Origin of the sequence: Aliihoeflea sp. 40Bstr573 (assembly GCF_024105655.1) — a bacterium.
In the GTDB taxonomy this organism is placed as follows: domain Bacteria; phylum Pseudomonadota; class Alphaproteobacteria; order Rhizobiales; family Rhizobiaceae; genus Aliihoeflea.
In genome coordinates, this window is the sequence record NZ_JAAAMH010000005.1 from 162,940 (window position 1) to 189,514 (window position 26,575).

The 26,575-nt window shown below is 63.7% G+C and carries 27 protein-coding genes and 1 tRNA gene; 23 read left to right on the forward strand and 5 right to left on the reverse strand.

Annotated features, from left to right (window positions below):
• The first annotated feature begins 23 nt into the window (after positions 1 to 23).
• From GTK01_RS08845 to serA, 13 genes are all read left to right on the forward strand, one after another.
• Complete coding sequence (locus tag GTK01_RS08845) at positions 24 to 611, forward strand: nicotinate-nucleotide adenylyltransferase (RefSeq protein ID WP_252925510.1); 588 nt, start codon at positions 24 to 26, stop codon at positions 609 to 611.
• A gap of 187 nt (positions 612 to 798) precedes the next feature.
• Positions 799 to 1,158 (forward strand): ribosome silencing factor, encoded by a 360-nt coding sequence (rsfS, locus tag GTK01_RS08850; RefSeq protein WP_371924303.1) that lies wholly within the window; start codon positions 799 to 801, stop codon positions 1,156 to 1,158.
• Positions 1,159 to 1,242: 84 nt separating this feature from the next.
• Positions 1,243 to 1,722, forward strand: a complete 480-nt coding sequence (gene rlmH, locus GTK01_RS08855; protein ID WP_252925512.1) for a 23S rRNA (pseudouridine(1915)-N(3))-methyltransferase RlmH — start codon at positions 1,243 to 1,245, stop codon at positions 1,720 to 1,722.
• Positions 1,723 to 1,833: 111 nt separating this feature from the next.
• Entirely contained in the window at positions 1,834 to 3,111 is a 1,278-nt protein-coding gene (locus GTK01_RS08860) for a murein hydrolase activator EnvC (protein WP_252925513.1), read from the forward strand.
• Positions 3,101 to 4,432, forward strand: coding sequence for a S41 family peptidase (locus GTK01_RS08865; protein ID WP_252925514.1), 1,332 nt, complete (start codon positions 3,101 to 3,103; stop codon positions 4,430 to 4,432). The genes GTK01_RS08860 and GTK01_RS08865 overlap by 11 nt, the downstream gene beginning before the upstream one ends.
• Positions 4,433 to 4,539: 107 nt before the next feature.
• The gene (locus GTK01_RS08870; protein ID WP_252925515.1) at positions 4,540 to 5,679 is read left to right on the forward strand and encodes a divergent polysaccharide deacetylase family protein; all 1,140 of its coding nucleotides are present in this window, start codon (positions 4,540 to 4,542) and stop codon (positions 5,677 to 5,679) included.
• A gap of 10 nt (positions 5,680 to 5,689) precedes the next feature.
• On the forward strand, positions 5,690 to 6,205 hold the full coding sequence (locus GTK01_RS08875) for an RNA pyrophosphohydrolase (protein WP_252925516.1): 516 nt from the start codon (positions 5,690 to 5,692) through the stop codon (positions 6,203 to 6,205).
• Positions 6,202 to 6,876 (forward strand): DUF1028 domain-containing protein, encoded by a 675-nt coding sequence (locus GTK01_RS08880; RefSeq protein ID WP_252925517.1) that lies wholly within the window; start codon positions 6,202 to 6,204, stop codon positions 6,874 to 6,876. The genes GTK01_RS08875 and GTK01_RS08880 overlap by 4 nt, the downstream gene beginning before the upstream one ends.
• Before the next feature lie 146 nt (positions 6,877 to 7,022).
• The gene (glmM, locus tag GTK01_RS08885) at positions 7,023 to 8,375 is read left to right on the forward strand and encodes a phosphoglucosamine mutase (RefSeq protein WP_252925518.1); all 1,353 of its coding nucleotides are present in this window, start codon (positions 7,023 to 7,025) and stop codon (positions 8,373 to 8,375) included.
• A gap of 204 nt (positions 8,376 to 8,579) precedes the next feature.
• Positions 8,580 to 9,371, forward strand: a complete 792-nt coding sequence (locus GTK01_RS08890) for an outer membrane protein (protein WP_252925519.1) — start codon at positions 8,580 to 8,582, stop codon at positions 9,369 to 9,371.
• Between the two features lie 161 nt (positions 9,372 to 9,532).
• Positions 9,533 to 10,276 carry an outer membrane protein gene (locus tag GTK01_RS08895; protein ID WP_252925520.1) on the forward strand — a complete coding sequence of 248 codons (744 nt, stop codon included), beginning with the start codon at positions 9,533 to 9,535 and terminating at the stop codon, positions 10,274 to 10,276.
• 194 nt (positions 10,277 to 10,470) lie between these two features.
• The gene (locus tag GTK01_RS08900; RefSeq protein WP_252925620.1) at positions 10,471 to 11,646 is read left to right on the forward strand and encodes a phosphoserine transaminase; all 1,176 of its coding nucleotides are present in this window, start codon (positions 10,471 to 10,473) and stop codon (positions 11,644 to 11,646) included.
• Positions 11,647 to 11,712: 66 nt separating this feature from the next.
• The gene (gene serA / locus GTK01_RS08905; protein ID WP_252925521.1) at positions 11,713 to 13,311 is read left to right on the forward strand and encodes a phosphoglycerate dehydrogenase; all 1,599 of its coding nucleotides are present in this window, start codon (positions 11,713 to 11,715) and stop codon (positions 13,309 to 13,311) included.
• A gap of 51 nt (positions 13,312 to 13,362) precedes the next feature.
• Here the strand turns inward: serA and GTK01_RS08910 are convergent, their stop codons facing one another.
• The 3 genes from GTK01_RS08910 to GTK01_RS08920 are packed head-to-tail and all read right to left on the reverse strand — an operon-like array spanning position 13,363 to position 14,858.
• Positions 13,363 to 13,749 carry a DUF4112 domain-containing protein gene (locus GTK01_RS08910; protein WP_252925522.1) on the reverse strand — a complete coding sequence of 129 codons (387 nt, stop codon included), beginning with the start codon at positions 13,747 to 13,749 and terminating at the stop codon, positions 13,363 to 13,365.
• Positions 13,746 to 13,904 (reverse strand): YqaE/Pmp3 family membrane protein, encoded by a 159-nt coding sequence (locus tag GTK01_RS08915; RefSeq protein ID WP_252925523.1) that lies wholly within the window; start codon positions 13,902 to 13,904, stop codon positions 13,746 to 13,748. Before GTK01_RS08915 ends, GTK01_RS08910 begins: the two co-directional genes overlap by 4 nt.
• A gap of 57 nt (positions 13,905 to 13,961) precedes the next feature.
• A complete protein-coding gene (locus tag GTK01_RS08920; protein WP_252925524.1) occupies positions 13,962 to 14,858 on the reverse strand; it encodes a DMT family transporter in 897 nt (298 codons plus the stop codon).
• Positions 14,859 to 15,055: 197 nt separating this feature from the next.
• Between GTK01_RS08920 and GTK01_RS08925 the strand changes: the two genes are divergently transcribed.
• The gene (locus GTK01_RS08925) at positions 15,056 to 16,354 is read left to right on the forward strand and encodes an adenylosuccinate synthase (protein WP_252925525.1); all 1,299 of its coding nucleotides are present in this window, start codon (positions 15,056 to 15,058) and stop codon (positions 16,352 to 16,354) included.
• Positions 16,355 to 16,416: 62 nt separating this feature from the next.
• Entirely contained in the window at positions 16,417 to 18,018 is a 1,602-nt protein-coding gene (locus tag GTK01_RS08930; protein ID WP_252925526.1) for a hypothetical protein, read from the forward strand.
• 60 nt (positions 18,019 to 18,078) lie between these two features.
• On the opposite strand, the gene rpoH is transcribed toward GTK01_RS08930, so the two are convergent.
• Both rpoH and GTK01_RS08940 read right to left on the reverse strand, forming a co-directional pair.
• Positions 18,079 to 18,987: an RNA polymerase sigma factor RpoH gene (gene rpoH, locus GTK01_RS08935; RefSeq protein ID WP_252925527.1), complete on the reverse strand. Its 909-nt coding sequence runs from the start codon at positions 18,985 to 18,987 to the stop codon at positions 18,079 to 18,081.
• A gap of 175 nt (positions 18,988 to 19,162) precedes the next feature.
• Positions 19,163 to 20,203, reverse strand: a complete 1,041-nt coding sequence (locus GTK01_RS08940; protein WP_252925528.1) for an RluA family pseudouridine synthase — start codon at positions 20,201 to 20,203, stop codon at positions 19,163 to 19,165.
• Between the two features lie 28 nt (positions 20,204 to 20,231).
• On the opposite strand from GTK01_RS08940, the gene GTK01_RS08945 reads away from it, so the two are divergent.
• The 8 genes from GTK01_RS08945 (at position 20,232) to pstB (ending at position 26,567) form a co-directional block, all read left to right on the forward strand.
• Positions 20,232 to 20,621, forward strand: coding sequence for a fimbrial protein (locus GTK01_RS08945; protein ID WP_252925529.1), 390 nt, complete (start codon positions 20,232 to 20,234; stop codon positions 20,619 to 20,621).
• Complete coding sequence (locus tag GTK01_RS08950) at positions 20,621 to 21,013, forward strand: VOC family protein (protein WP_252925530.1); 393 nt, start codon at positions 20,621 to 20,623, stop codon at positions 21,011 to 21,013. The genes GTK01_RS08945 and GTK01_RS08950 overlap by 1 nt, the downstream gene beginning before the upstream one ends.
• Positions 21,014 to 21,081: 68 nt before the next feature.
• Positions 21,082 to 21,156: transfer RNA gene (locus GTK01_RS08955), tRNA-Glu, on the forward strand.
• A 49-nt stretch (positions 21,157 to 21,205) separates the two neighbouring features.
• Positions 21,206 to 21,472 carry a hypothetical protein gene (locus GTK01_RS08960; RefSeq protein WP_252925531.1) on the forward strand — a complete coding sequence of 89 codons (267 nt, stop codon included), beginning with the start codon at positions 21,206 to 21,208 and terminating at the stop codon, positions 21,470 to 21,472.
• 373 nt (positions 21,473 to 21,845) lie between these two features.
• Positions 21,846 to 22,883, forward strand: coding sequence for a substrate-binding domain-containing protein (locus GTK01_RS08965; protein WP_252925532.1), 1,038 nt, complete (start codon positions 21,846 to 21,848; stop codon positions 22,881 to 22,883).
• Positions 22,884 to 22,969: 86 nt separating this feature from the next.
• A complete protein-coding gene (gene pstC, locus GTK01_RS08970) occupies positions 22,970 to 24,340 on the forward strand; it encodes a phosphate ABC transporter permease subunit PstC (RefSeq protein WP_252925533.1) in 1,371 nt (456 codons plus the stop codon).
• A gap of 2 nt (positions 24,341 to 24,342) precedes the next feature.
• Positions 24,343 to 25,713: a phosphate ABC transporter permease PstA gene (gene pstA, locus GTK01_RS08975; protein ID WP_252925534.1), complete on the forward strand. Its 1,371-nt coding sequence runs from the start codon at positions 24,343 to 24,345 to the stop codon at positions 25,711 to 25,713.
• Positions 25,714 to 25,742: 29 nt separating this feature from the next.
• Entirely contained in the window at positions 25,743 to 26,567 is an 825-nt protein-coding gene (pstB, locus tag GTK01_RS08980) for a phosphate ABC transporter ATP-binding protein PstB (protein WP_252925621.1), read from the forward strand.
• The last annotated feature ends 8 nt before the right edge of the window (positions 26,568 to 26,575 follow it).

The window sequence follows — 26,575 nt, forward strand, 5'->3', positions numbered from 1 at the left end:
CGGTCAAGTCGCGGTATCTGCGCATGCCGCATGTCGAAAAGGGCATGTCGGTCGGACTTTTCGGGGGATCGTTCAATCCGCCGCATGCCGGCCACGCGCTCGTAGCCGAGATCGCGTTGCGCGCCTTGCGTCTCGACCAGATCTGGTGGGTCATTACGCCTGGCAATCCCTTGAAGGCGGGGCGCGCGCAGCTTTCGCTGTCCGAGCGCATCGCGCTTTCCGAAAAACTCACCGAGAACCCGCGCGTCAGGATCACCGCCTTCGAAGCCGGATCGTCGATCCGCTACACCGCCGACATGATCGACCACGTCACGACGCGAAATCCCGGTGTCGATTTCGTCTGGATCATGGGAGCGGACAATCTGCGGGACTTTCACCTGTGGCAGCGCTGGCGCGAGATCGCACAGACCGTGCCGATCGCGGTGGTCGACCGACCGGGTGCAACGCTCTCGTTCCTGTCGTCCAAGATGGCGCAGACCTTCAGCCGGTCACGGATAGACGAAAGCGATGCGGGGCGGCTCGCGCGTATCCGGCCGCCGGCCTGGACTTTCATCCACGGCCCGCGATCCTCGCTTTCCTCCACCGCCATCCGGTCCGGGGAACGATCGTGATCGGATGGTGTCTTCCAGTGTCTTGAAACCTTAACGGGACTCTGCCTATCTATAGTGCGGGCAAGATCATCGGGTTCGAATTCACGGACCCGACATTAGATCGCTCCACTGTTGTTCTTGATCGAAAGGAAAAACGCTGAGAACAGCACTCCAAGGGAAGGCCGAACACGCGCCTTCGTCGTCCGGGATGAGCCGCATGGCCGAGCCGTCCCAGATCCTGAACTCGGTCCTTGCCAGTCTGGAAGACTCCAAGGCCGAAAACATCGTCCCCATCGACATACAGGGCAAGTCCAGCCTCGGCGACTACATGGTCGTCGCGTCCGGCCGTTCCCATCGCCATGTATCCGCCGTCGCCGATCATCTGATCCGTGCCGTCAAGGAAGCAGGGTTCGGAGCGCCGCGCGTCGAAGGCCTTGCCAGCGCCGACTGGGTACTCGTCGATACGGGCGACATCATCGTGCACATCTTCCGGCCCGAGGTGCGTGAGTTCTACAACATCGAAAAGATGTGGCAGGCTCCCGATCTGGACGACGAGACGGTGCACTAGGAAATACGGGGACGTGATCCGTCCGGTCGTGGCGCCCGCAAGCTGCGGGCGGCGATGAGTTTGGCCTGAAACCGGAGCGCCTGTTTGCGTCTCTCCATCCATGCCGTCGGCCGTATGAAAGCCGGGCCCGAACGCGACCTCGTCGCGCGTTATCTGGACCGTCTTGCCAAGACGGGCTCGGCGGTCGGCATGGAGTTTTCCGGCGTTGCCGAAATCGCTGAAAGTCAGGCGCGCAGCGCCGAGCAGCGCATGCGCGAGGAGGCTGACAAGCTCGAGGCCTCGCTGGGCGACGCTGCCCTCGTGCTTCTGGACGAGCGCGGCAAGAACATGACCTCGCCTGCCTTTGCCGACTATCTGTCTCGCCATATCGACGGCGGGCGCAAATCCATGGTCGTCGCGATCGGCGGTGCCGACGGGCACGATCCGGGCTTGCGTGGCAAGGCGGACCTGCTCCTCTCCTTCGGGGCGTTGACCTGGCCGCACCAGCTCGTGCGCGTGCTTCTTGCAGAACAGCTCTACCGCGCCTCCACCATTCTTTCGAACCATCCGTATCATCGGATCTGACATGGTTGATCGTTCCTTAACGATCGCGCCGCAGGATCGCCCTCAACGATTCGGGTTGGACGCAAGACGGTGCGGTATTTATCCAGGACAGGCAGGGCAGGGCGAGCCGCATTGGCATTGCTGATGCTCGCCGCGAGCGCGCCGGCCTCGCTGGCGAGCCCTGAAGCGGACGACATCGCCGCGATGGAGCTGCGCCACGCGCAATCGACGGAGGAATACCAGAAAGTCCAGTCGCAGATCGCGCTGACGAGCGAACGGCTGGCCGAACTCGAAGCCGAGATCGACGCGGTGCGTAAGGACCATGCGGCGCTTTCGGCCGCGCTGGTCCAGGCGGCGAAGACGGAACGCAAGCTTCAGCAGGAGATCGAGGACATCGCTGCGCGGCTTGAAGGAATGCGCTTCCAGGAAGACCGTCTGCGAACGTCGCTGGGGGAGCGGCGCGAACTGCTGGGCGAGGTTCTGGCCGCGCTGCAGCGCATGGGCCTCAACCCGCCACCCGCCATTCTCGTCCAGCCGGAAGATGCGCTCGCCTCGGTGCGCAGCGCGATCCTGCTGGGATCGGTCGTGCCGGAAATGCGAAGCGAGACCGCCGAGCTCTTCGCCGACCTCAAGGAACTGTCGGCGCTGAAGGCGTCGATCGAGGACGAGCGCAGCCGCCTCTTCCACACCGTCGCCGATCAGGCGGCGGAGAAGCATCGGCTGAGTGGATTGATAGCTGAGAAGCAGAAGCTGGAAGAGCAATCGGCGGCGAGCCTCGCCGAGGAGCAGGCGCGCTCGGAAGAGATGGCCGGCCGTGCCGGAACGCTGCAGGACCTGATCGCTTCACTCGAAAGTGACATTTCCGGCGCGCGCGAAGCGGCCGAGGAAGCAGCCTGGGCGACCGACGAGGCACGCCGCCGGGCGCCGCCGGCGCGCGAGCCCAGCCTTGCGGCGACCCTGCCCTTCGAGGCGCTGAAAAAACAGGTCGCTTTGCCCGTTTTCGGCCGGATCGGGCCGAGTTTTGGCGAGGCCGATGCCGCCGGACGCCCGCTGATGGGCGACATGGTTAAAACACATTCGGGCGCAATCGTCACCGCACCGGCGGCAGGGGCCGTTCTCTATGCAGGACCGTTCAGATCCTATGGACAACTCTTGATCCTCGATGTTGGCGAGGGCTATCATGTCGTTCTGGCGGGATTGGGCAAGGTCAGCGTGGCGCTAGGCCAGACCCTGATGGCGGGCGAACCAGTCGGAGCCATGGGAGAGGCGAGGGTGGCGAGCACTGCCGCCTTCGGGAGTACGAACAACGGCCCGGAGCTCTATGTCGAGTTCCGCCGCCAGGGAAAACCCGTCGATCCCTCACCATGGTGGGCGGAACGCAGTTCTGGAAGGACAGGAAATGATACGTAGAATGTCTCTTCTGCTTGCCGGAGCGTTGATGGGCGCGTCCGCGATGAGCCTCGTCCACGGCAGCGCCGGGACGGCGGCGAACGCGGCAGGGTCCGAGACGTACCGGCAACTGGCGATATTCGGAGACATCTTCGAGCGCGTGCGCGCACAATATGTGACCGAGCCCGAGGACGCCAAGCTGATCGAAAGCGCGATCAACGGCATGCTGACGTCGCTCGATCCGCATTCCTCCTACCTGACGCCTGACGCTGCGCAGGATATGCGTGTGCAAACGCGCGGCGAATTCGGCGGCCTCGGCATCGAGGTGACGATGGAGAACGACCTCGTGAAGGTCATCTCGCCGATCGAGGACACGCCCGCCGCGCGCGCTGGCGTCCTTGCAGGCGACTTCATCACCGCCATCGACGGCGACGAGGTGCGCGGCCTGACGCTTGCCGGCGCGGTCGACAAGATGCGCGGCAAGGTCGACACTTCGATCGAGTTGACCATCTTGCGCGAAGGCGCTGCGGAGCCGATCAAGATCGAGATCGTGCGCGATATCATCAAGGTGCGCGCCGTGCGCCACCGCGTTGAGGACGACATCGGCTACATCAAGATCAACTCCTTCACCGAGAAGACGCAGGACGACCTCAACGCCGCGATCGAGGCCATCAAGGCCGAGATTCCGGACGAGGAACTCAAGGGCTACGTGCTCGACCTTCGCCTCAATCCGGGCGGCCTTCTCGACCAGTCGGTGAGCGTGACGGACACCTTCCTCGACCGTGGCGAGATCGTCTCGACGCGCGGCCGCGAAGCCTCGAACGTCACCCGCTTCGATTCCCGACCGGGCGATGCGATCGACGGCAAGCCCCTGATCGTGCTCGTCAATGGCGGTTCTGCGAGCGCTTCGGAGATCGTCGCCGGCGCGTTGCAGGACCATCGCCGCGCAACCGTCGTTGGCTCGCAGTCCTTCGGCAAGGGCTCGGTCCAGACGATCATCCCGCTCGGCGAGAGCGGGGCGCTGCGCTTGACCACGGCGCTCTACTACACGCCGGCCGGAACCTCGATCCAGGGCAAGGGCATCACGCCCGACATCAAGGTTGACCAGCCGCTGCCCGAGGAATTGGCGAGTGCAGCAGCAGAGGCCGCACGTGGCGAATCCGCTCTTCCGGGCCATATCCGCGGCGCCGAGGAAAGCGAAGAAGGTTCGGGCTCGTCGGCCTATGTGCCGCCGGAGCCGGAAGACGACATCCAGCTCAATTACGCCTACGACCTGATCCGCGGCGAGAGGACGGACCCTGCCTTCCCGCCCAATCCTGATCGGGCCGTTCTCCAGCAGTAGTCGCGATCTGCAAAGCTTTGGCCGGCGAAGGCGACTTCGCCGGCCTTTTGCTTATTCAGGGGGAATGCACGATCCTCACATTGTGATTCGGGGCACGAGGGCGCGCGGTGCTGGACTTTGGCGACAGGGAGATTGATCGGCCGATCGGAAAGGGCCCCCGCGAGCGTTTGCCCCGCGACGGTGCCGGCAAGCGGCGGCTGCTCGCGACCGCCATAGGGTTCATGGCGCTGCTCGGCATTTCCGTTCTTGCGACGCTTCACGACGACGGCCTGCGTTCGCCGCCGCCCATCGTCGTTGCCACGCCCGAACCCGAACCCCCGGCATCGGCGACAGACGCATCGAGCCGAAATGGCCCGTCGATCACACGCGTCCAGCCCCGCGAAGAGACGGGCAGCCCGAGCGTCGTCACCATCCACGATCCTTCCGGCCTGTCGCGCAATGCCGCGACGGCGCATCTGCCGGACCCCGACCTTGTCGAGCGATCCGATTACGGTCCGCTGCCCCAGCGCTCCGCCGACGGTCGCCGCCCCTTCGACGCCTACGCTCGCCCCTGGTCCGGCGCGCGCGGAGCGCGCATCGCAATCGTCGTTGGCGGGCTCGGCCTGTCGCAGACCGGCACGCAGCGCGCGATCGAGGTGTTGCCCGCCGAAGTGACGCTAGCCTTCGCGCCGGCCGGCAACAGCCTCGACCGCTGGATGCAAACGGCGCGCCGCAAGGGGCACGAGTTGCTCATGCAAATCCCGCTGGAACCGTTCGACTATCCCAATGTCGATCCCGGACGCGGCACGCTGACGGTCGCGGCCGATCCGATGGTTCTGCGCGAAGACCTCTACTGGTCGCTCGGGCGCATGACCAACTACACCGGCATCATGAACTACATGGGCGGCCGCTTCACTGCCGACGCGAACGCGATGCAGGCGCTGATGACCGAGCTTGGTGATCGTGGTCTGGGCTATCTCGACGACGGCTCCTCGGCGCGCAGCGTCGCCGATGTCCAGGCGGCCGCGGCGGGCGTTCCCTTCGCCGCCGCATCGGTCACCATCGACACGGTGCGCGAGCGCGGCGATATCCTGAAGAAGCTCGACGAGGCCGAGCGCGTTGCGCGGGCGACCGGCTTGGCCATCGCTGTCGGCGCCGGCTTCGACGTGACCGTGGATGCGGTAAGCGCATGGATCGCGGAGGCGCGGTTGCGCGGCGTCGAGATCGTGGGCTATTCCTCTCTCGCCAACGATCCCGAACGCAGATAGGCAACAACGCATGATTGAGCGACTTCCATACCGGCCCTGCGTCGGCATCATGGTGCTGAACCGCGACGGGCTCGTCTGGGTGGGCCGGCGGATCGCCGAGACCGATGGCGAGATGGCAGGCGCGGCGCAGCTGTGGCAGATGCCGCAGGGAGGCATAGACGCGGGTGAGGACCCACTCGAAGCCGCACGACGGGAACTTTACGAAGAAACCGGCATGAAAACGGTGTCGCTGATCGAAGCTGCGCCCGACTGGATCAACTACGACCTGCCGCCGCATCTCGTGGGAATCGCGTTCAAGGGCAAGTTTTGCGGCCAGACGCAGCGCTGGTTCGCCTTCCGCTTCGAAGGCGACGACAGCGAAATCGCCATCGACCCGCCGCCGGGCGGACACAAGGCCGAGTTCGATGCCTGGGACTGGAAGCCGATGGCCGACCTGCCGGACCTGATCGTGCCGTTCAAGCGCGGCGTCTATCAGGCCGTCGTCGATGCCTTTGGTCATCTGGCCGGTGGGCGGCCGACCGCATGACCTTCTCAATCATCGCGCGCTGCGCGCGTACCGGCCAGTTCGGCATCGGCGCCGTAACCGCCATGCCAGCGGTGGGCAAATTGCTGACTTATGCCTGGCCGGGCAAGGGAGCGGTTGCCACACAGGCACTCGTCAACCCGTATCTGGGCATCGACGGAATCAAGCTTTTGCGCGAGGGAAAGAGTTCCGACGAGGTTCTCGAGATCCTCAAGAAGGACGATCCGGAGATCGAAAACCGGCAATTCGCCGTCATGGACGCGACCGGCCACGGCGCGGTGTGGACGGGCAGCAAGTGCATTGACTGGCGGGGTCATGCGGTTTTTCCCAACCTGACCATCGAGGGCAATCGGCTGGAAGGCCCGCAGGTGATCGCGGCCATCCGCGATGCTTTCGAGGCGCATGCGGACCTGCCGCTGGCGGGGCGTCTCGTCGAGGCGATTGCAGCCGGCGACGCGCAGGGCGGCGACCGCAAGGAGGAGCTGTCCTCCACCATCTACGTGGTCGACACGGAGGAGTATCCGCTCTGGGACGTGCGGGTGGACCACCACCACCACCCCCTATCCGAATTGCGCCGCGTCTACTCCGTCTTTTCCCGTGACCTCTACCCGCACATCAAGCGAATGTCGACGCGAGCTGATCCGAAGGGACAGATCGATGACCGGGCTGTGTGAGACCGGTACTTGAGGAATTATTCAGCATTGGCGTTCAAGCTCGCGCCGCGCGTTTGGAGCGTCTATAGCGCCGTTACAAATATTGATGCTCCACCGAAGCTCGACCATGGCAAGAGTTCGCCAAACCGGACAACAGGAAGAATCGGATGACGAGACGGTATTTCGGAACCGACGGGATTCGCGGCCGCGCCAATAAATTCCCGATGACCGCCGAGACCGCCATGCGCGTCGGCATGGCAACCGGCATGTCGTTCCATCGCGGCAACCACCGACACCGGGTCGTGATCGGCAAGGACACGCGCCTTTCCGGCTACATGATCGAGAACGCCATGGTTGCCGGCTTCTGCGCGGCGGGCATGGACGTCTTTCTCCTCGGCCCGATCCCGACGCCGGCCGTCGCCATGCTGGCACGCTCGCTGCGCGCCGATATCGGCGTGATGATCTCGGCCTCGCACAACCCGTTCTACGACAACGGCATCAAGCTCTTCGGTCCGGACGGCTACAAGCTTTCCGACGCGATCGAGCAGGAGATCGAGGAGATGATCGACGGAGACCTCGACCAGGCGCTGGCGACTTCGGACGGCCTCGGTCGGGCCAAGCGCATCGATGGCGTGCAGGACCGCTACATCGAATTCGCCAAGCGCACGCTGCCGCGCGCCATGTCGCTGACGGGATTGCGCGTCGTCGTCGACTGCGCAAACGGAGCCGCCTACAAAGTCGCGCCCAACGCGCTGTGGGAACTGGGCGCGGAGGTCATCACCATCAATGACGAGCCGAACGGCTTCAACATCAACGAAGATTGCGGCTCGACGCATCCGCTGGCCCTTTCCAGGAAGGTTCACGAAGTGCGCGCCGATATCGGCATCGCGCTCGACGGGGACGCCGACCGCGTGGTCATCGTCGACGAGAACGGCACGGTGATCGACGGGGACCAGATCATGGCGCTGATCGCCGAGACCTGGCACCAAGCGGGCCGCCTCAATGGCGGCGGGCTGGTCGCCACGATCATGTCCAATCTCGGCCTCGAACGCTTCATCAAGGACAAGGGCCTCGATCTCCACCGCACCAAGGTGGGCGACCGCTACGTCGTCGAGCACATGCGCGCGCACGGCTTCAATGTCGGCGGCGAGCAATCGGGCCATGTCGTGCTGACCGACTTCTCGACCACTGGCGACGGTCTCGTGTGCGCGCTTCAGGTTCTCGCCTGCGTCAAGCGCGCCGGTAAGCCCGTCAGCGAAGTTTGCCGCAAGTTCGAACCGGTGCCGCAAATCCTGAAGAACGTGCGCTTTTCCGGTGGTTCGCCGCTCGAGACGGACATCGTCAAGGAAGCAATCCGGGATGCGCAGTCGACCCTCGGCGCTTCTGGCCGTGTCGTCATTCGCCCGTCGGGTACCGAGCCGCTGATCCGCGTGATGGCCGAAGCAGATGACCGCACCATGGTCGAGAAAGTCGTCGACGAGCTCGTGGGTGTGATCGGAGAAACGCGCAGCGCCGCCTGACACAGTTTCCAGTTATGCCCTAACGAATGCCTTCCGGAGAACCGGGAGGCTTTCGTCGTTTTCGGGCAGGCTTTAAGAAATGTAACGCATCGTTAGGGTTAAAAATAAAGGTTAACTGCCATTTAACCTTTCTGCGCGATCTTCCTCTAGGTGCAATTCCCCGGGGGTAACCAGACGAGCCCGGCGTCTGTGAGGAATAAGATCATGAAACTCAGCATTGTCGCGGCCCTGGCGACCGGTTCAGTTCTCGCCTTGCCGGTCGTGCCGTCGATCGCCGCAGACATCTACGTGCCGCCGGTCTACGAGGCGCCGGTTCCGGTTCCGCAGTTCGGCGGATGGTATCTGCGCGGCCATGTCGGCATGAGCAATCAGCGCTTCGACGGGCTAGACTACGAATATTTCGAGGTGCCGGGCTTCACGCAGACTTGGCTCGACGAGGGCGGTTTCGACTCCGCGCCGCTCGTGGGCGCAGGTTTCGGCTATGCCTTCAACGAATGGCTGCGCGCCGACGTGACGGCCGAATATCGCGGCAAGGCGAGCTTCTATGCGCTCGACACCTTCACCAATGAGGCCACCGGCGCGCTTGCCGGTACCAACTCCTACACGGCGACCAAATCGGAACTGCTGCTTCTTGCCAACGCCTATGCGGATCTGGGCAACTTCGGCGGCGTCTCGCCCTATGTCGGCGCCGGCATCGGCGCGTCGCGCAACACGATCGCGCATTTCAACGACACCAACGTGTTCTCGAATGCCGGCGGCTACGCGTCGAAGAACTCGCAGTGGGAACTCGCTTGGGCGCTGCATGCGGGCCTTGGCTATGCCGTAACCGATCAGCTCACCATGGACCTCGGCTACAGCTACGTTCATCTCGGCGACGGCCAGACCGGCGTCGCTCAGAACTACGATCCGGCTTTCTCGCGCCCGAATGCCGGTTTCACGTTCAACGACCTGTCCTCGCACGACCTGAAGCTCGGCTTCCGCTACAAATTCAACTGATCAGCGACACTTCAACAAAAAAGGCCCGGCCATGTGCCGGGCCTTTTCGTTTGCGGCACATGCTCCGGTTTATGCTTAACCGTGAATTAACCGGCATGGTTAATGATCGTTCGCATCAGGGGTTCGGCACTGTTAGCCGCCGTCATTGGGAGTTCACGCTGATGCCATCGATTCTGCGCCTTGCCGCCTCCGTCGCGCTGCTTGCGGCGCTCGCCGGCCCGTCGCTCGCGGCCGACTACGATCCGCCGATCTTCATCGAACAGGCGCCGGAATATTTGCCGGTCGAGGTGGGGTCGGGCTGGTATCTGCGCGGCGACGTCGGTTACAATTTTGACAGCCGGTTCGAAAATTATCGCGTCGCCGTCGTTCCGGGACTCAGCTTAGCCGAGAACAACACCTCGATCTTTGGTGGCGTGGGTGTTGGCTATCACGTCAACGATCTTTTCCGACTTGAAACGAACCTTTCTTTCTTGGGCAAGGAAAAGGCTCTGCTTCGATTTGTGGACCCAACAGGAACACTCCCAAGCGGCGAAGCAGAGATTGATTCTCAGCTTTGGTCTGGTCTGGTTCACGGCTATTTTGATTTGGGCACAATCGCAGGGTTCACGCCCTATGTTGGTGCGGGTGCCGGCGTCGCCTACGTTCGTTCCGGCGTCGATGGCGCTGTAAGCGTTCCAGGTGTTGGTTCTTTTGCCGGGCAAGCACGTGAAAATCATTTCTCGTTCGCCTACGCACTGGGCGCTGGCGTCAACTATCAAGTCAGCGAAAATCTCTCCGTTGATCTGGGCTACCAGTATTTCAATGCTCCTGACGCCCACTATGTCTCGATCAATGAGCCCTTCATTGCGGGCGAAGGCATTGACACGCACCAGGTCAAGGTCGGCCTGCGCTACGATCTCTGGTAGGTGACGCCTCATCGGCTTTCAAAGGGCGGGCTTCGGTCCGCCCTTTGCGTTTTCGTGCTTCAAAAGCGACGCCAACAATCCTCTTGACGCCGCCGAAGGGAAAGAATATCGCCGTCAGTGGGCCACCCCTCCCCAACGAGGGGCCAGCTATCTGGAAGGATAGAACCATGACGACGACTATTTCCACGCCCGCAATGCGTGCGGCGTCCAAGCCGGAAGTGCGTCCGGCAAATCCCAATTTCTCCTCAGGTCCCTGCTCCAAGCGTCCCGGCTGGTCGCTCGATGCGCTCGCTGACGCTCCGCTCGGCCGCTCGCATCGCGCCAAGGTGGGCAAGGCGAAGCTGCAGCACGCGATCGACCTCACCCGCGAAATCCTGCAGGTGCCGGCCGACTATCGCATCGGCATCGTGCCGGCCTCCGACACCGGCGCCGTCGAGATGGCGCTCTGGTCGCTGCTCGGCGAACGCGGTGTCGACATGGTCGCATGGGAATCCTTCGGCTCGGGCTGGGTCACCGATGTCGTCAAGCAGCTGAAGCTCGACGATGCGCGCAAGATCGAAGCGCCCTATGGCGAACTGCCGGACCTCGCGCAGATCGACTTCGACCGCGACGTGGTCTTCACCTGGAACGGCACGACCTCCGGCGTGCGCGTGCCGAATGGCGATTTCATCCCGGCCGACCGCAAGGGCCTGACGATCTGCGACGCGACGTCCGCCGCTTTCGCGCAACCGCTCGACTTCGAAAAGCTCGATGTCGTCACCTTCTCCTGGCAAAAGGTGCTCGGCGGCGAGGCGGCGCATGGCATACTGATCCTGTCGCCGCGCGCCGTCGAACGTCTTGAAAGCTACAAGCCGGCCTGGCCGCTGCCGAAGATTTTCCGCCTCACCTCGGGCGGCAAGCTGATCGAAGGCATCTTCAAGGGCGAGACGATCAACACGCCGTCCATGCTTTGCGTCGAGGATTATATCGACGCGCTGCAATGGGCGAAGTCGATCGGCGGGCTCGACGGGCTCGTCGCCCGCGCAGATGCCAATTTCAAGGTGCTCGACGATTTCGTCGCCAACTCCGACTGGGCCGGGCATCTGGCGGTCGTGCCCGAGACGCGCTCGAACACGTCGGTCTGCCTGTCGATCGTCGACCCGGAATTCACTGCACTTTCCGACGACGCGCAGCAGGCCTTCGCCAAGGCCATGGTTTCCGCGCTCGACAAGGAAGGCGTCGCCTTCGACATCGGCGCGTATCGCGATGCGCCCGCAGGTCTTCGAATCTGGGCCGGTGCGACCGTCGAAACGGCTGATCTCAAGGCCCTGATGCCGTGGCTCGACTGGGCATTCGCCAAGGAAAAGGCCGCGCTCAAGGCTGCCGCCTGACATTTTTCCGGAAGCCGCCGAGCGGCTTCCGCTTTCCCCATTTCGCCGCTTTCAAGGAGGCCAGCCATGGCGCCCCGCGTACTCGTATCCGACAAACTCTCCCCCACTGCCGTCCAGATCTTCAAGGATCGCGGCGTCGAGGTCGACTATCTTCCGGACCTCGGCAAGGACAAGGAAAAGCTCCTCGAAGTCATCGGCCAGTATGACGGCCTTGCCATCCGCTCCGCCACCAAGGTCACCGAAAAGCTGATTGCCGCCGCGCCCAATCTCAAGGTCATCGGCCGCGCCGGCATCGGCGTCGACAATGTCGACATCCCGGCCGCCTCGCGGCGCGGCATCATCGTGATGAACACGCCCTTCGGAAACTCGATCACAACGGCCGAGCACGCCATCGCCCTGATGTTCGCAATCGCCCGCCAGCTTCCTGAGGCGAATGCCTCGACACACGCCGGCAAGTGGGAAAAGAACCGCTTCATGGGCGTCGAGATCACCGGCAAGACGCTCGGCGTCATCGGTTGCGGCAACATCGGCTCAATCGTCGCGATGCGCGGTGTTGGCCTCAAGATGCACGTCATCGCCTATGACCCGTTCCTCTCGGAAGGCCGGGCGCAGGAGTTGGGCGTCGAGAAGGTCGAACTGGAAGACATCTTCGCACGTGCGGACTTCATTACGCTCCACACGCCGATGACCGACAAGACGCGCGGCATCATCAACAAGGATGCCTTCGCCAAAATGAAGGACGGCGTGCGCATCATCAATTGCGCGCGCGGCGGCCTCATCGTCGAGGCGGACCTCATCGAGGCGCTGAAATCCGGCAAGGTCGCAGGCGCGGGCATCGACGTGTTCGAAGTTGAGCCAGCAACCGACAGCCCTCTCTTCGGCATGGAAAACGTCGTGGCGACGCCGCATCTGGGTGCCTCGACCTCGGAAGCTCAGGAAAACGTCGCACTTCAGGTCGCCGAGCAGATGGGGGACTATCTCGTCAAGGGCGCCGTTTCCAACGCCATCAACATGCCCTCGATCACGGCTGAAGAGGCGCCGCGCCTCAAGCCGTTCATCAAGCTTGCCGAGGTGCTGGGCGCCTTCGTTGGACAGGTGACCGAGGAGCCGATCCAGGAAGTCGAGATCCTCTTCGACGGCAATACCGCCACCATGAACACCCGTGCGCTTGTTTCCGCCGCGCTTGCCGGCCTGATCCGCCCGCAGGTCGCCGACGTCAACATGGTCTCCGCGCCGATCATGGCGAAGGAGCGCGGCGTCGTTCTTTCCGAGATTCGCCGCGACAAGTCCGGCGTCTTCGACGGCTATATCCGCCTCAACGTGAAGACCAAGACCAAGACGCGCTCGATCGCCGGCACCTGTTTCTCGGACGGCAAGCCGCGCTTCATCCAGATCAAGGGCATAAATCTCGACGCGGAAGTCGGCGAGCACATGCTCTATACCACCAATGCCGACGCGCCGGGCATCATCGGCCTGCTCGGCACGGTCTGCGGTGCCAACGGCGTCAACATCGCCAACTTCCAGCTCGGCCGCAACCGGCCGGGCGGCGATGCGATCGCGCTTCTCTATCTCGACGCGCCGTTCCCCGAAAAGGTGCTGGAAGAGGTACGTGCGCATCCTTCGATCGTATCGGCCAAGCCCTTGCAGTTCGACGTCGCAGGCTGATCGTATTTCACGTGCCAAGGCAAAAGGCGCGGGAGTGACCCCGCGCCTTTTTCATGTCTTGTTGCGGTCTTCCAGATGCGTCTGGAGTAGCCGCAGATTGCGGGTCGACGCCTTGTAGAAAAGGTCGAAGACAGAGCCGAGGATCGGCACCGAGCCGACGACGGTATCGACCGCCACATTGCCCGCCATCTTCACGAGCATCGACTTTGGCACGCCAAGGCGATGCGCCTTGACGATGACATAGGTCGAGATTGCGCCAGCCACGAGGTCGCCGGCGCCAGGAATAAGACCGAGAACCGGATCAATGCCGAAGCGCACGCCGATGCCGGGAATCTTCCAGCGCGTGTCGAGAAGCTTGGCCAGACGCCGGACCTCGTCGAGCTCCCTGGCATGGTCGGGCGCTGGCTTTTCAATCCGGTTCGCAGCCGCGGCGATCATTTGCGCAGGACGACCCAGATGGCGTGGATGATGCCGGGAATATAGCCCAGCAGCGTCAACAGGATGTTGAGCCAGAAGTGAAGGCCGAAGCCGACCTGCAGGAAGACGCCGAGCGGCGGCAGGATGATCGCGGCGATGATGCGGATGAGGTCCATTTTTTCTCACGCGTTGGAAGTGTTGCCCCTCAACGCGCGAACGGTGCTTTGTTTCCCTCAGATGCGCGCCGCTGCACGGCGGCCGCTGATCTCGGCCATGGCAATGCCGCCCATGACGAGGACCATGGCGACGCCGTGGAAATGTTCGAACGCCTCGCCCAGAATGATGATCGACAGGCCAGTACCGAGGATCGGCACGAGATTGATGAAGAGGCCTGCCCGGTTGGCGCCGATCAGTTCGACGCCGCGCATGAAGAAGATCTGCGAGAGGAGCGAAGGAAAGAGCGCGGTGTAAGCCACGATCGCCCAGCCTTGCATGTCCGGCAGAACCAGCCGGTCGGTTGCCGCTTCCCAGGCGACGAAGGGCAGGGAAGCGACCATCGCACCGAACACCATGACGATCATGATGCTTTGCCAATGGATCGCCGGCTTGAAGCGCAGAGCGACCGTATAGAAGCTGTAGAGCAGCACCGCGACGACCATCAGCGCGTCACCCCGGTTGACGTCGAGTTCGACCAGCCGCGCCAGGTCGCCATGGCTGGCGACGATCGCCACGCCGACAATGGACAGCACGAAGCCGGCGATCTGCGCCCAGGTCACGCGCATGGCGAAGAGCAGGAAATTCGTTGCCATGATGACCATGGGCATCGCCGCCTGCTCAATCGAGACGTTGATCGCGGAGGTATGGACAAGCGCGCTGTAGAGCGCCGCATTGAACCAGGCAAAGCCCGATGCGCCGAGGATGAAGAGCAGCGCCAGCTTGCCGCGCGCCGCCTTCCAGTCCCGCAGCAGCTGTTTCCAGCCGATCAGGCCGATGACGATGAGGCCGACAGCCCAGCGGCTGAAGGTCAGCATCATCGGTGAGATGTGGCCGATTGCCAGTTTGCCGGCGATGGCATTGCCCGCCCACATCAGGGCCGTCAGGAAGAGAAGAATATAGGCAGTGCGAACCATGGCGGCCTTCGTCGGCGATTGGCCCTCTGTCTATTCATCGGCCGCCGCAGGGTAAACCGGCCCGCAAACAAATAATGATTGACCCAGAGCCCGAGCTTTCGCACGCGAAGGGGTCGCGCATGCCATGATTGCCCGCTATAGAGGCTCTCGTTTTTGAAGGGACCGCGCGTCCCGGTCATAGATGAGGATGGGATTTCATGGCCAATGTGGTGGTCGTCGGTTCGCAGTGGGGCGACGAGGGCAAGGGCAAGATCGTCGACTGGCTGTCCGAACGGGCCGACGTCGTCGTGCGCTTCCAGGGCGGTCACAATGCCGGTCACACGCTGGTCGTCGACGGCAAGGTCTACAAGCTGTCGCTGCTTCCTTCGGGCGTCGTGCGGCCGGGCAAGATGTCGATCATCGGCAATGGCGTCGTCTTCGATCCACATGCGTTCGTCGCCGAGATGAATCGCCTGAAGGAGCAGGGCGTCGATATCGGGCCGGACCGGCTGAAGATCGCGGAGAACACCGCGCTCATCCTGTCGCTGCATCGCGAACTTGACGGCTTCCGCGAGGACGCGGCATCGAATTCGGGCACCAAGATCGGCACCACGCGCCGGGGCATCGGCCCGGCCTATGAGGACAAGGTGGGCCGCCGCGCCGTGCGCGTCATGGACCTCGCAGACCTCGAGACGCTGCCGGCCAAGGTCGACCGTCTCCTGACGCACCACAATGCGCTGCGCCGCGGACTTGGCCATGGCGAGGTCGCGCACGAGACGATCATGCAGGAACTGACGTCGATCGCCGACCAGATCCTGCCTTACATGGACCGCGTCTGGAAGGTGCTCGACGATGCGCGCCGGGCCGGAGACCGCATCCTTTTCGAGGGCGCGCAGGGTACGCTTCTCGACATCGACCACGGCACCTATCCGTTCGTGACCTCGTCGAACACCGTGGCTGGCCAGGCTGCGACGGGCTCGGGCGTCGGTCCCGGCGCCATTGGCTACGTACTCGGCATCACCAAGGCCTATACGACGCGTGTCGGCGAAGGCCCGTTTCCAAGCGAGCAGGACAACGAAGTCGGTAACTTCCTGGGCACGCGCGGTCACGAATTCGGGACCGTAACCGGCCGCAAGCGCCGCTGCGGCTGGTTCGATGCCGTTCTGGTGCGCCAGGCGGTGGCCGTCAACGGCATTGACGGCATCGCCCTGACCAAGCTCGACGTGCTCGATGGGCTGGACGAGATCAAGGTGTGCACCGGCTATCGCCTCGACGGCGAGGTGATCGACTACCTGCCGGCGAGCCAAGGCGCGCAGGCGCGCGTCGAGCCGATCTACGAGACGCTTGAAGGCTGGGAGGGCACGACCGCCAATGCGCGCTCGTGGAACGACCTGCCGGCGCAAGCGGTCAAGTATGTGCGCTATATCGAGGAACTGATCGGTGCGCCCGTGGCGTTGCTTTCGACCAGCCCCGAGCGCGAAGACACCATACTTGTGACTGATCCCTTTCAAGACTAGTTTCGGGTCCGCATAGGGACCCTGACTTCCGGCGGCGGAAGCCAGACAAGGCATAGTTTCGCATGGCAGATTTCGTAGCGGTTCTGAAGAAGACGATCGACGGGCTGAAGGACAATTCTCCGCAGATGCGCGAGAAGGTCTATGACAAGGCGCGGGCGACGATCGAGGCCAAACTCGCCGCACTCAACCCGCCACCCCCGGCAGGGGTCGTCGAGCGTCAGCGCCAGGCGCTCGAAACGGCGATCGTGCAGGTGCGCGAGGAGTATGCCGCCCCGCCCCCGCCCGCCGCCGATCCGGATTTCGAACAGGATTTCTCGAACTTCTTCGGCGAAGCGCAGGACGAGGCCCGCGTGCAGGCCCACGAAGAGCCGGCGGGCTATGCCGACGAGCCCTACCAGCCGGTGCCTTCGCGTCCCGCCGATGAAATCTACGACGAGCCCGTGGCAGGCGACGCGCACAGTGGCGGCGCCGGCGATGCGGGCTATGACGACGATTATGCAGAGCGGCCTTATTCCGACGCCTATTCCGACGATGCACAGTGGCAGGACGACGCCCAGCGCGACGTTTTCCTTGACGAGGGACATGCCGACCGTCCGGCGCTTCATTCACAAGAGTACGAGGACGATGCCGCCGCGGGCCAGCCGCTCTATGCGCCGCGCGTGCCCTCGCGCAAGAAACGCCGTTCTGCGACCGGCCTGATCGCCGCGCTTCTGGTGCTGGTCGTGGTTGCGGGCGCTGGTTACGGCATCTGGCTCAACCGTGACGATTTTGCCTCGATGTTCGGATCCGCGCCGCAAGAGGTCGCGACGGAGCCGGCCGAACCGACCGAGGGCGAAGATGTCGCGTCAGCCCCCGCCGAGACCGCGGCGCCCGACGAGGCCGAGGCGCCCGTCCCGGAGACGGAGAAGTTCACTCAGCGCCTCTTGCCCGACGGCACAGAGGTCGATGAAGGCGTCGCGGGCGAAGAGCCGACGATCGGCGAGGGCACGTCCGTTGCCGCAGTCACCCCGCCCGGAGAAGCGCAGGGCGCGACCGCCGCACCGGCCACGGGCGACGATCAGGCCAACGACCAGCCGCAGCTTGCGGTCGGCCAGCGCGCGATCTTCTACGAGGAGCGCACGGCCGATGCGGAAGGCTCGGCCGAATCGGGCACGATCTTGTGGTCCCTCGTGCAGGAATCGCCCGGGGGCGACCTCCCGCCCGAGGCCGCGATCCGCGCCGAGGTCACGATACCCGCGCGCGACCTGCAGCTTCGCATGACGATCCGCCGCAACGGCGACCAGTCGCTGCCGGCGAGCCACATCATCGAGATGATCTTCCTGACCCCCGACAATTTCGCCGGCGGCACAATCGACAACGTCCTGCGTGTGGCGATGAAGGACACAGAGCAGGCGGCCGGCAATCCGCTGATCGGCATTCCGGCAAAGATAGCGGATGGGTTCTTCCTGGTGGCGCTTTCCGATTCATCGGCGGAGGTCGAAGCCAACACGACTCTCATGCGCCGGCAAAACTGGATCGACATTCCGATCACCTACGGATCGGGACGCCGCGCCCTGATGACGATGGAAAAGGGCATTCCCGGCGACCGCGTCTTCCAGGAAGCGCTTCGCGCATGGGCCGAGCTTGCGCCAATTGCCGAAAAGGGCGAAGGGCAGGCCCAGTAGATGCGAAAACGCCGGCGCGAAGCCGGCGTTTTCCGTTTCAGACGATAGCCTCGACCTGACTTAGCGGGCGTCCGCCTCGATCGTACGCAGCGACTGCGCCTGCCGGCGGGCCGCTGCCTTGACCGCGTCCTGCACCTTCTCGAAGGCGCGGACCTCGATCTGGCGCACGCGCTCGCGGCTGATGTCGAATTCGCCAGAGAGCTCCTCCAGCGTCATCGGATCCTCCGAAAGGCGGCGCGCTTCGAAGATGCGCCGTTCGCGCTCGTTGAGGACGTCCATGGCACCGGTCAGCAGCGCGCGACGGCTTTCGAGTTCGTCCTGCTGGACGAGCATCTCTTCCTGGCTTTCGTGCTCATCGACCAGCCAGTCCTGCCATTCGCCCGATTCACCCTCGGTCGCGCGAATGGGCGCGTTGAGCGATGCGTCGCCAGACAGGCGCCGGTTCATCGACACGACCTCTTCTTCCGATACGTTCAGGCGGGTCGCGATCTCGGTGATGTGTTCAGGTTTCAGGTCGCCTTCGTCGAGCGCCTGAATCTTGCCCTTCACCTTGCGCAGGTTGAAGAACAGGCGCTTCTGGTTGGCGGTGGTGCCCATCTTCACGAGGCTCCACGAACGCAGGATATATTCCTGGATCGAGGCCTTGATCCACCACATCGCATAGGTCGCCAGGCGGAATCCGCGTTCGGGCTCGAACTTCTTGACCGCCTGCATCAAACCTACATTGCCCTCGGAAATCACTTCGCCGATCGGCAGGCCGTAGCCGCGATAGCCCATCGCGATCTTCGCGACGAGACGCAAATGGCTTGTGACGAGCTTGTGGGCAGCGGCGGTATCCTCATGCTCGAGATACCGCTTGGCGAGCATGTACTCTTCCTGCGGCTGGAGCATGGGAAAGCGGCGGATTTCCTCAAGGTACCGGGAGAGTCCTCCCTCTCCGCTCGCAATGCTTGGTAGTGTCTGGGCCATAAAGCACCCTCTCTCTCGAAACGGCCTGCCCCCGCTGGCGGCGGGCAAGTGGCGCAGCGCCGTGGGCCTGTTGCGCCATGTGTCCAATATAGGGATCGCGCGAACGAATTGCACGGCGCATTTCGTTCTGAAACATTGCGTCGCCCCGAAGTGAACAATATCACTCAGGATTCGGTCATTCCGATGGCAAACGACGCATTGCCTCGAGAAGTTCCATGAAGTCGGCCGGGTAAGGCGCCTCGAAACGCAGGATGTCATCGGTGCGCGGGTGGCGAAATTGCAAGAGACGCGCGTGCAGGGCCTGGCGCGGAAAATCGCCGACGAGGTTCTTCATGTCGTCAGGCAGCTTGTTCGCCTTGGTACGGAAGGCGCGCCCGTAGGTCTGGTCGCCGACCAGCGGGTGTCCGACATGGGCCATGTGGACGCGGATCTGGTGCGTGCGTCCTGTTTCGAGCCGGCATTCGACCAGCGAGGCGAAGGCGGTCGCGTCGGACCTTGCGCCGAATTTTTCGACGACGCCGTAATGCGTGACGGCATGGCGAGCGTCGGAGCGGCCCGCGGGCACGACCGCGCGCTTGGTCCGGTCCGTGCCGGAACGGCCGAGCGGCGCGTCGATGATGCCCGCCGGGCGCGGCGGAACGCCCCATACGATTGCGTGGTAGGCGCGTTCGAGGTCGCCCGTCTGGCCATGATCGGCGAAGGCGTCGGACAGCGCGCGATGTGCCATGTCGTTCTTGGCAACGACGAGGACGCCGCTGGTGTCCTTGTCGAGGCGGTGGACGATGCCGGGCCGGCGCACGCCGCCTATGCCCGACAGCGACGCGCCGCAATGGTGGATCAATGCGTTGACAAGCGTGCCCGTCCAATTGCCTGCGCCCGGATGGACGACGAGGCCGGCAGGCTTGTCGATGACGATCAGGTCATCGTCTTCGAAGAGGATCGACAGATCGATCGCCTCGGCCTCGGGCTCTGCCGGCTCGGGCTCGGGCATGCCCAGCGTGACGAGGGTGCCGGCGACGAGCTTTGCCTTCGGCTCCCCAACGACCTTCCCGTCGATCCTGACGTCGCCGCTGCGGATCAGCGCCTGCACACGATTTCGCGACAGGTTCGGCGCAGTTCGTGCGGCCAGCCACTGGTCGAGGCGCATGCCTGCGGCATCCTCGCCGACAGCGAAGGCTTTCAAACCGGCAGTGGCTTCGGTATCAGGGGCGCTCATCTTAGCAATGACCAATGGACTTCCTGTTATGACCGAGCGCGTACCGCAGCAACTGGACCAGGACGAGCCGCTCGATCCGGCCGTCGAAAAGGTGCGCGCCAAGCTGATGCGCTTCGTCGTCATCAATCTGGGAATTCTGTTCCTGGCCCTTATGGCGGTGGTGGGCGCGCTTGTCTACCGCTCGCTCTCGACCGGATCTTCGCCCGAAGAAGCGTCGTCGTCCGCCTTGCCGCTGCCGCCCGAAGGCAGCACGATCACTGGCGAGATCGCCCTTCCGGATGGCGCGAATGTTCTGTCGCAGTCGCTCGCCGACGGGCGGCTGACGCTGCTCGTCGAGACGGGCGGCGCGCGCGAGATCGTTGTCTACGACATTGGTTCGGCCCGCATCATCGCGCGCTTCGCTCTGGTCGGCGAGTGATGGCGCAGCGCCTTGCCACCGTGACGCTTGTCGTCGACGACTACGACAAGGCCATCGCGCATTATGTGGAAACGATCGGGTTCGCGCTTGTCGATGACGTCTCGCTCGCAGACGGCAAGCGCTGGGTGCGTGTCGGGCCGGCGGGCGGCGGATGCGCGTTCCTGCTGGCGCAGGCTGAGGATGAATCACAAATGGCCGCGATCGGCAACCAGGCAGGCGGCCGGGTCAGTTTCTTCATCGAGACGGACGATTTCGACGCCCATCACGCGGCGATGAAGGCGCGCGGCGTCGCGTTTCGCGAGGAGCCACGCACGGAAGCCTACGGCAAGGTCGCGGTCTTCGCCGATCGCTACGGCAATCTCTTCGACCTCATCGAACCTGCCCGACGCTAGGTCAGCAAAAAGTCGTCCCGAGCCCGGTTGCCTTCGCGCGGATTCGCTTCTATATGGGCGGCTTGGACGCTCCCATCGTCTAGCGGTCAGGACGTCGCCCTCTCACGGCGAAAACAGGGGTTCGATTCCCCTTGGGAGTACCATTCTTTCCTCAGATCAGTCGTTCTTCGTTCGAAGCGCAGGCGTTTCGGCGTGGTCGTGCCGCTTGCTCGCACCTTTGCGCCGCATGAGACAGCCGGTCCGCGGCAACCAACTGGTCTTCCGTCAGATTCTCAAGATCGCTTGGATTTCGCCATTCTTGCGAACGAAAAGCCGGCGCTGGAACGCTGTCGCAAGGCAAGCGCGCGGCTGATTTCTGCCGAAACCGATCAGCCCGAAGCGCTTGCGGAGAAGATTTCCGCGTGGCTCGCTCATCAGCCGGCTCACCAAATCAGCGCAAATCGATGGGGTATGGCGTGATCGCACCATATGCTCGAACGTGTCGCCATTGAAAGACTACGTGATCGGAGGTTTCGTACTCCGAGTTTTCCGGACGGGAAGTGCCGCCGCCGACGTTGGACTGGTCTGTCTGTGCCCCAACTAAGGATCGTTCCCTGCAAGACTTGCAGGCGTCGGTAGCGTTTCGGCTTCTAAGGCATGGCCTTTCCGTCCGGCTTTTTCGTGGCCTTGCAAGGCGGAGTTGCGCACGGCGCAGCCCCGGGTTCCGGTTCATCGAGACGCGTCTTCAAGCCGACATCAAACTGTCATCCAACTGTTACATAGGCCCGCTATTGCCACTCCCGTCGCCGACCGCGGCGACAGCAGAAGAGATTTCTGAACAGGAGTGGGCTCCATGAAGACCTTCATTCTCGCGGCTTCCGCCGCAGCACTCGCCATCGCCGCTTCGGCCGGCATTGCTTCCGCGCAGTCGCGCGACACGATCCAGATCGCCGGCTCTTCCACGGTTCTCCCCTTCGCGTCGATCGTCGCCGAGGAATTCGGCAACGCATTTCCCGAGTTCAACACCCCAGTCGTCGGATCGGGTGGTTCGGGCGGTGGCCTGCGCCAGTTTTGCGAAGGCACGGGCGAGAACACCATCGACATCGCCAATTCCTCGCGCCGCATCCGCGCCGGCGAAATCGAGGCCTGCAACGGCAACGGCGTGAACGACATCCTCGAAGTCCAGATCGGCTATGACGGCATCGTCTTCGCCGTTTCCGCGGACAGGGAGGACTTCGCGCTCGAGCCGGTCCACGTCTTCAAGGCGATCGCCGCGGAAGTCCCGGTCGACGGCGAAATGGTCGCCAACACTTACACCAACTGGAACGAGATCGACCCGTCGCTGCCCGACCAGCCGATCGCCATGGCGATTCCCGCTTCCAACCACGGCACCCGCGAAGTGTTCGAGGAACGCGTCCTCGCTGCAGGCTGCGAGGCCGCCGAGCTGCCGGAGATGGAAGAAGAGGCGATGGAAGCCGCCTGCACGGCGCTGCGTCAGGACGTCGTCATCGAGATCGCCGGAGACTATACCGAGACGCTCGCACGCCTTCAGTCGAACCGGGATACGGTTGGCGTCTTTGGCCTGTCCTTCTATGACCAGAACCGCGACACGCTGAAGGTCGCGACGATTTCGGGCGTCACCCCGTCGCTCGAAACCATCGCATCGGGCGAGTATCCCGTTTCGCGTCCGCTCTACTTCTACGTCAAGGGCGAGCATATCGGCGTCATTCCGGGTCTCGAAGAGTATGTCGCCTTCTTCCTGTCCGACCAGATGGCCGGCGCAGGCGGCGCGCTCGAGGCCGCCGGCATGATCCCGGCGCCCGCGGAAGAGACGGCCGAGGTCCAGAGCCGCTTCGACGGCAGGGAAGTACTCACCGCCGACCAGCTCTAAGCTGCGCGCCTCAATCTGGAAGAGGCCCGTTTGCGGGCCTCTTCCTCGCATTTTTCGACACTGCTCATGATGAGCGGAGATGCATGATGAACTCGCTCACCATTGCCGCATTGCTGCTGGTGTTTTTGGGGTTGGCCTATCAGCAGGGTTGGTCGCTGAGCCGCCGGCTGGCAACGCCGCAGGGCAGCCTGCATTCGCGCCCGGTCTATCACGGCTCGTTGGTTGCCATCTGGACGCTCGCCCCGGCACTTCTGGTCCTGGCGCTCTGGGCACTGTTCGGCAGCACGGCCTCGCGCGCGTTCATCATTGCCAACCTGCCGGCAGAAATTGTCGATCAGGGCGGGCCGGCGCTCCAGTCGGCTATCCAGCGTGTTCGCCAGATCGCATCCGGCTTCGGCGTCGCTGGCGACGCTCAGCCGTACGAAGCGGCTGCGGGGCAGGCGCTGCGCCAGTTTCAGGTGATCACCTCCGCAACCGTCCTGGCCGCCATCACGGCCTTTGCCGCGGTGTCGCTCTATTTCGCCCGCCGGCGCGTGGCGCCAGAGCTGCGCGCGCGCAACGAGGTCGAGCGACTGGTCAGCTACCTGCTCCTCGCCTGCTCGGCCGTCGCCGTCCTGACCACGCTCGGCATCGTCCTTTCGCTGGTCTTCGAGGCCGCGCGATTCTTCACCTTCGTCAGTCCGGTCGACTTCTTCTTCGGCACGGTCTGGAACCCGCGCTTTTCGACCACCGGCTCCGGCAGCGGCGAGTACGGCCTGCTCCCTCTCTTGTGGGGCACCGTCATGGTCGCGGCGATTGCCATGTTCGTCGCGCTGCCGATCGGCCTGATGACCGCGATCTATCTGTCGCAATATGCAAGGCCGCGCGTGCGCAACGTCGTCAAGCCGGTGATCGAGATTCTCGCGGGAATCCCGACCATCGTCTACGGCTTCTTCGCGCTGGTCACTGTGGGCCCGTTCCTCGCCTCGGCCGGCGCTGCGGTCGGCATCGACATCCGCGCCACCTCGGCGCTGACGGCGGGCATCGTGATGGGGATCATGATCATTCCCTTCATCTCCTCGCTTTCCGACGACATTCTTCGCCAGGTTCCGCGCGCCATGATCGACGGCTCGATCGGGCTCGGCGCGACGCGGTCGGAGACCATCAAGCGCGTCGTCCTGCCCGCCGCGCTGCCCGGCATCGTCGGCGCGTTCCTGCTGGCGGTCAGCCGCGCGATCGGCGAGACGATGATCGTGGTCCTCGCGGCCGGCAACAGCCCGTTCCTGCGCGCCAATCCGGGCGAGCCGATCTCGACGGTAACGGTGACGATCGTCAATCAGCTTACCGGCGACCAGGATTTCGCCTCGCCGCAGTCGCTCGTCGCCTTCGCGCTCGGTCTGACGCTTTTCGTCATGACCCTCTTCCTCAACATGGCCGCGCTCTACATCGTCCGCCGCTTCCGGGAGCAGTACGAATAGCCATGAACGACTTGTTCTCGACCAAGCCCGACGTCCCGCAGGAAAGCGAAGCGCGACTGGATCGCATCCGCGCCGGGCTTAGCCGGCGCCACGCACGCGAAAAGCGCTTCCGCCTCTACGGCGTCCTCGCGATCGCCGCCGCACTCGCTTTCGTCGCGATCCTGTTCACGATGATCCTGTCGAAAGGGTTGCCGGCCTTCCAGCAGGCGACGCTGTCGCTGCCGGTCACCTTCAGCGAGGAACTGATCGATGTCGACCCTCAGCCGGTGCGCGAGGCCGGACAGTCGGCGGCCGATTTCCAGGCCGCGTCGCTGCGCTGGCAGCGCGATGTGACACTCATCAATTGGAACCGTGTGCTCGAAAACGCCGTGCGCCAGATCGCGCCCGATGTCGAGATCGAGACACGCGACCTGCAGTCGATCATCGACAATGGCGAGCGCTTCAAGCTGCGCGACGCCTTCGTCGCCGACCCCTCGATCCTCGGCAGGACGATCCAGATGGACGTTCTCGCCTCGGCCAATGTCGACAACTGGCTTAAGGGCAATATCGATCGCGACCTGCCCGACGCGCAGCAGCAGCTTTCGGCCGATGCGCGGGCTCTGGCGGACCGTCTCTACGAGGAGGGCCATATACGCATGGCCTTCGCGTGGCACATCTTCACGAATGTGGACTCCCGTTCCGCTCCGGCGAGCGCTGGTCTTGCCGGTGCCTTCATGGGCTCGCTCTACATGATGCTGGTGGTGATCGTTCTCGCCGTGCCGATCGGCGTCGCAAGCGCGATCTATCTGGAAGAGTTCGCGCCGAAGAACCGCCTGACCGACCTGATCGAGGTCAATATCAACAACCTCGCCGCCGTGCCCTCGATCGTGTTTGGTCTTCTGGGAGCGGCGGTGTTCATCAACTATTTCCGCCTGCCGCTCTCCGCGCCGATCGTCGGCGGCCTCGTCCTCACGCTGATGACGCTGCCGACTATCATCATCGCGACCCGCTCTGCGCTGCGCGCGGTGCCGCCCTCGCTTCGCCAGGCCGCGCTCGGCCTTGGTGCATCGAAGACGCAGACCGTCTTCCACCATGTTTTGCCGGTCACCTATCCGGGCATCCTGACGGCGACCATCATCGGCGTCGCACAGGCGCTCGGCGAAACGGCGCCGCTGCTTCTGATCGGCATGAACGCGTTCGTCGCGGCGGTTCCCGGTTCGCCCTTCGAGCAATCCACCGCCCTGCCGGTCCAGATTTTCCTGTGGCAGGGAAACGAGAACCGCAACTTCTTTGAGGCGCGCACCTCGGCCGCAATTATCGTTCTCCTCGGCCTCATGATAAGCCTGAACGCGATCGCCATCTTCCTTCGCAGCCGATTGGAGCGCCGTCGATGACCCACAACCAGGAAACGGAGACCGCTGCCATGAACATGTCGTCCAGCCAATTCGTTCAAGACCAGCTCAACGCTTCTGAACCCCGTTCCAATGAGATGAAGACGCGCGTCATCGCCAAGGACGTCAACGTCTTCTACGGCGCAAAGCAGGCGCTCTTCGACGTCTCCGTGAACGTGCCGGATAAGGCGGTCATCGCCTTCATCGGTCCGTCGGGCTGCGGCAAGTCGACCTTCCTGCGCTGTCTCAACCGCATGAACGACACGATCGAGGGCTGCCGCGTCGAAGGCGAGATCCGCCTCGACGGCCAGGACGTTTACGACCCGAAGATCGACGTCGTGGAGCTTCGCGCCCGCGTCGGAATGGTGTTCCAGAAGCCGAACCCATTCCCGAAGTCGATCTTCGAGAACGTCGCCTACGGGCCGAAGATCCACGGTCTGGCGAGCAACAAGACCGAGCTGGAAGAGATCGTCGTCACCAGCTTGAAGAAGGCGGGCCTGTTCGAGGAGGTGAAGGACCGCCTGCGCGAGCCGGGCACCGGACTTTCCGGCGGCCAGCAGCAGCGGCTTTGCATCGCGCGTGCGATAGCCGTCTCTCCCGAGGTGATCCTGATGGATGAACCCTGTTCGGCGCTCGACCCGATCGCGACGGCGAAGATCGAGGAGCTGATCGACGAGCTGCGCGCGAACTTCACCATCGCGATCGTGACGCACTCGATGCAGCAGGCGGCGCGCGTTTCGCAGCGCACGGCCTTCTTCCATCTGGGGGTCCTCGTCGAGGAAGGACCGACGGAGCAGATATTCACCGCGCCGTCGGACAAGCGCACGCAGGACTACGTCACTGGCCGCTTCGGCTGACCGGCACA

What these genes read in the sequence shown, in the direction of transcription:
- GTK01_RS08880 (WP_252925517.1), top strand. Translation starts at nt 6,202, where the DNA reads ATGACCTTCTCAATCATCGCGCGCTGCGCGCGTACCGGCCAGTTCGGC.
- GTK01_RS08920 (WP_252925524.1), bottom strand. Translation starts at nt 14,858, where the DNA reads ATGGTTCGCACTGCCTATATTCTTCTCTTCCTGACGGCCCTGATGTGG.
- GTK01_RS08865 (WP_252925514.1), top strand. Translation starts at nt 3,101, where the DNA reads ATGATACGTAGAATGTCTCTTCTGCTTGCCGGAGCGTTGATGGGCGCG.
- GTK01_RS08925 (WP_252925525.1), top strand. Translation starts at nt 15,056, where the DNA reads ATGGCCAATGTGGTGGTCGTCGGTTCGCAGTGGGGCGACGAGGGCAAG.
- GTK01_RS08915 (WP_252925523.1), bottom strand. Translation starts at nt 13,904, where the DNA reads ATGGACCTCATCCGCATCATCGCCGCGATCATCCTGCCGCCGCTCGGC.
- GTK01_RS08875 (WP_252925516.1), top strand. Translation starts at nt 5,690, where the DNA reads ATGATTGAGCGACTTCCATACCGGCCCTGCGTCGGCATCATGGTGCTG.
- GTK01_RS08940 (WP_252925528.1), bottom strand. Translation starts at nt 20,203, where the DNA reads ATGAGCGCCCCTGATACCGAAGCCACTGCCGGTTTGAAAGCCTTCGCT.
- pstA (WP_252925534.1), top strand. Translation starts at nt 24,343, where the DNA reads ATGAACGACTTGTTCTCGACCAAGCCCGACGTCCCGCAGGAAAGCGAA.
- glmM (WP_252925518.1), top strand. Translation starts at nt 7,023, where the DNA reads ATGACGAGACGGTATTTCGGAACCGACGGGATTCGCGGCCGCGCCAAT.
- GTK01_RS08900 (WP_252925620.1), top strand. Translation starts at nt 10,471, where the DNA reads ATGCGTGCGGCGTCCAAGCCGGAAGTGCGTCCGGCAAATCCCAATTTC.
- rpoH (WP_252925527.1), bottom strand. Translation starts at nt 18,987, where the DNA reads ATGGCCCAGACACTACCAAGCATTGCGAGCGGAGAGGGAGGACTCTCC.
- GTK01_RS08945 (WP_252925529.1), top strand. Translation starts at nt 20,232, where the DNA reads ATGACCGAGCGCGTACCGCAGCAACTGGACCAGGACGAGCCGCTCGAT.
- GTK01_RS08965 (WP_252925532.1), top strand. Translation starts at nt 21,846, where the DNA reads ATGAAGACCTTCATTCTCGCGGCTTCCGCCGCAGCACTCGCCATCGCC.
- GTK01_RS08930 (WP_252925526.1), top strand. Translation starts at nt 16,417, where the DNA reads ATGGCAGATTTCGTAGCGGTTCTGAAGAAGACGATCGACGGGCTGAAG.
- GTK01_RS08845 (WP_252925510.1), top strand. Translation starts at nt 24, where the DNA reads ATGCCGCATGTCGAAAAGGGCATGTCGGTCGGACTTTTCGGGGGATCG.
- GTK01_RS08950 (WP_252925530.1), top strand. Translation starts at nt 20,621, where the DNA reads ATGGCGCAGCGCCTTGCCACCGTGACGCTTGTCGTCGACGACTACGAC.
- GTK01_RS08895 (WP_252925520.1), top strand. Translation starts at nt 9,533, where the DNA reads ATGCCATCGATTCTGCGCCTTGCCGCCTCCGTCGCGCTGCTTGCGGCG.
- serA (WP_252925521.1), top strand. Translation starts at nt 11,713, where the DNA reads ATGGCGCCCCGCGTACTCGTATCCGACAAACTCTCCCCCACTGCCGTC.
- GTK01_RS08890 (WP_252925519.1), top strand. Translation starts at nt 8,580, where the DNA reads ATGAAACTCAGCATTGTCGCGGCCCTGGCGACCGGTTCAGTTCTCGCC.
- rsfS (WP_371924303.1), top strand. Translation starts at nt 799, where the DNA reads ATGAGCCGCATGGCCGAGCCGTCCCAGATCCTGAACTCGGTCCTTGCC.
- pstC (WP_252925533.1), top strand. Translation starts at nt 22,970, where the DNA reads ATGAACTCGCTCACCATTGCCGCATTGCTGCTGGTGTTTTTGGGGTTG.
- GTK01_RS08910 (WP_252925522.1), bottom strand. Translation starts at nt 13,749, where the DNA reads ATGATCGCCGCGGCTGCGAACCGGATTGAAAAGCCAGCGCCCGACCAT.
- pstB (WP_252925621.1), top strand. Translation starts at nt 25,743, where the DNA reads ATGAACATGTCGTCCAGCCAATTCGTTCAAGACCAGCTCAACGCTTCT.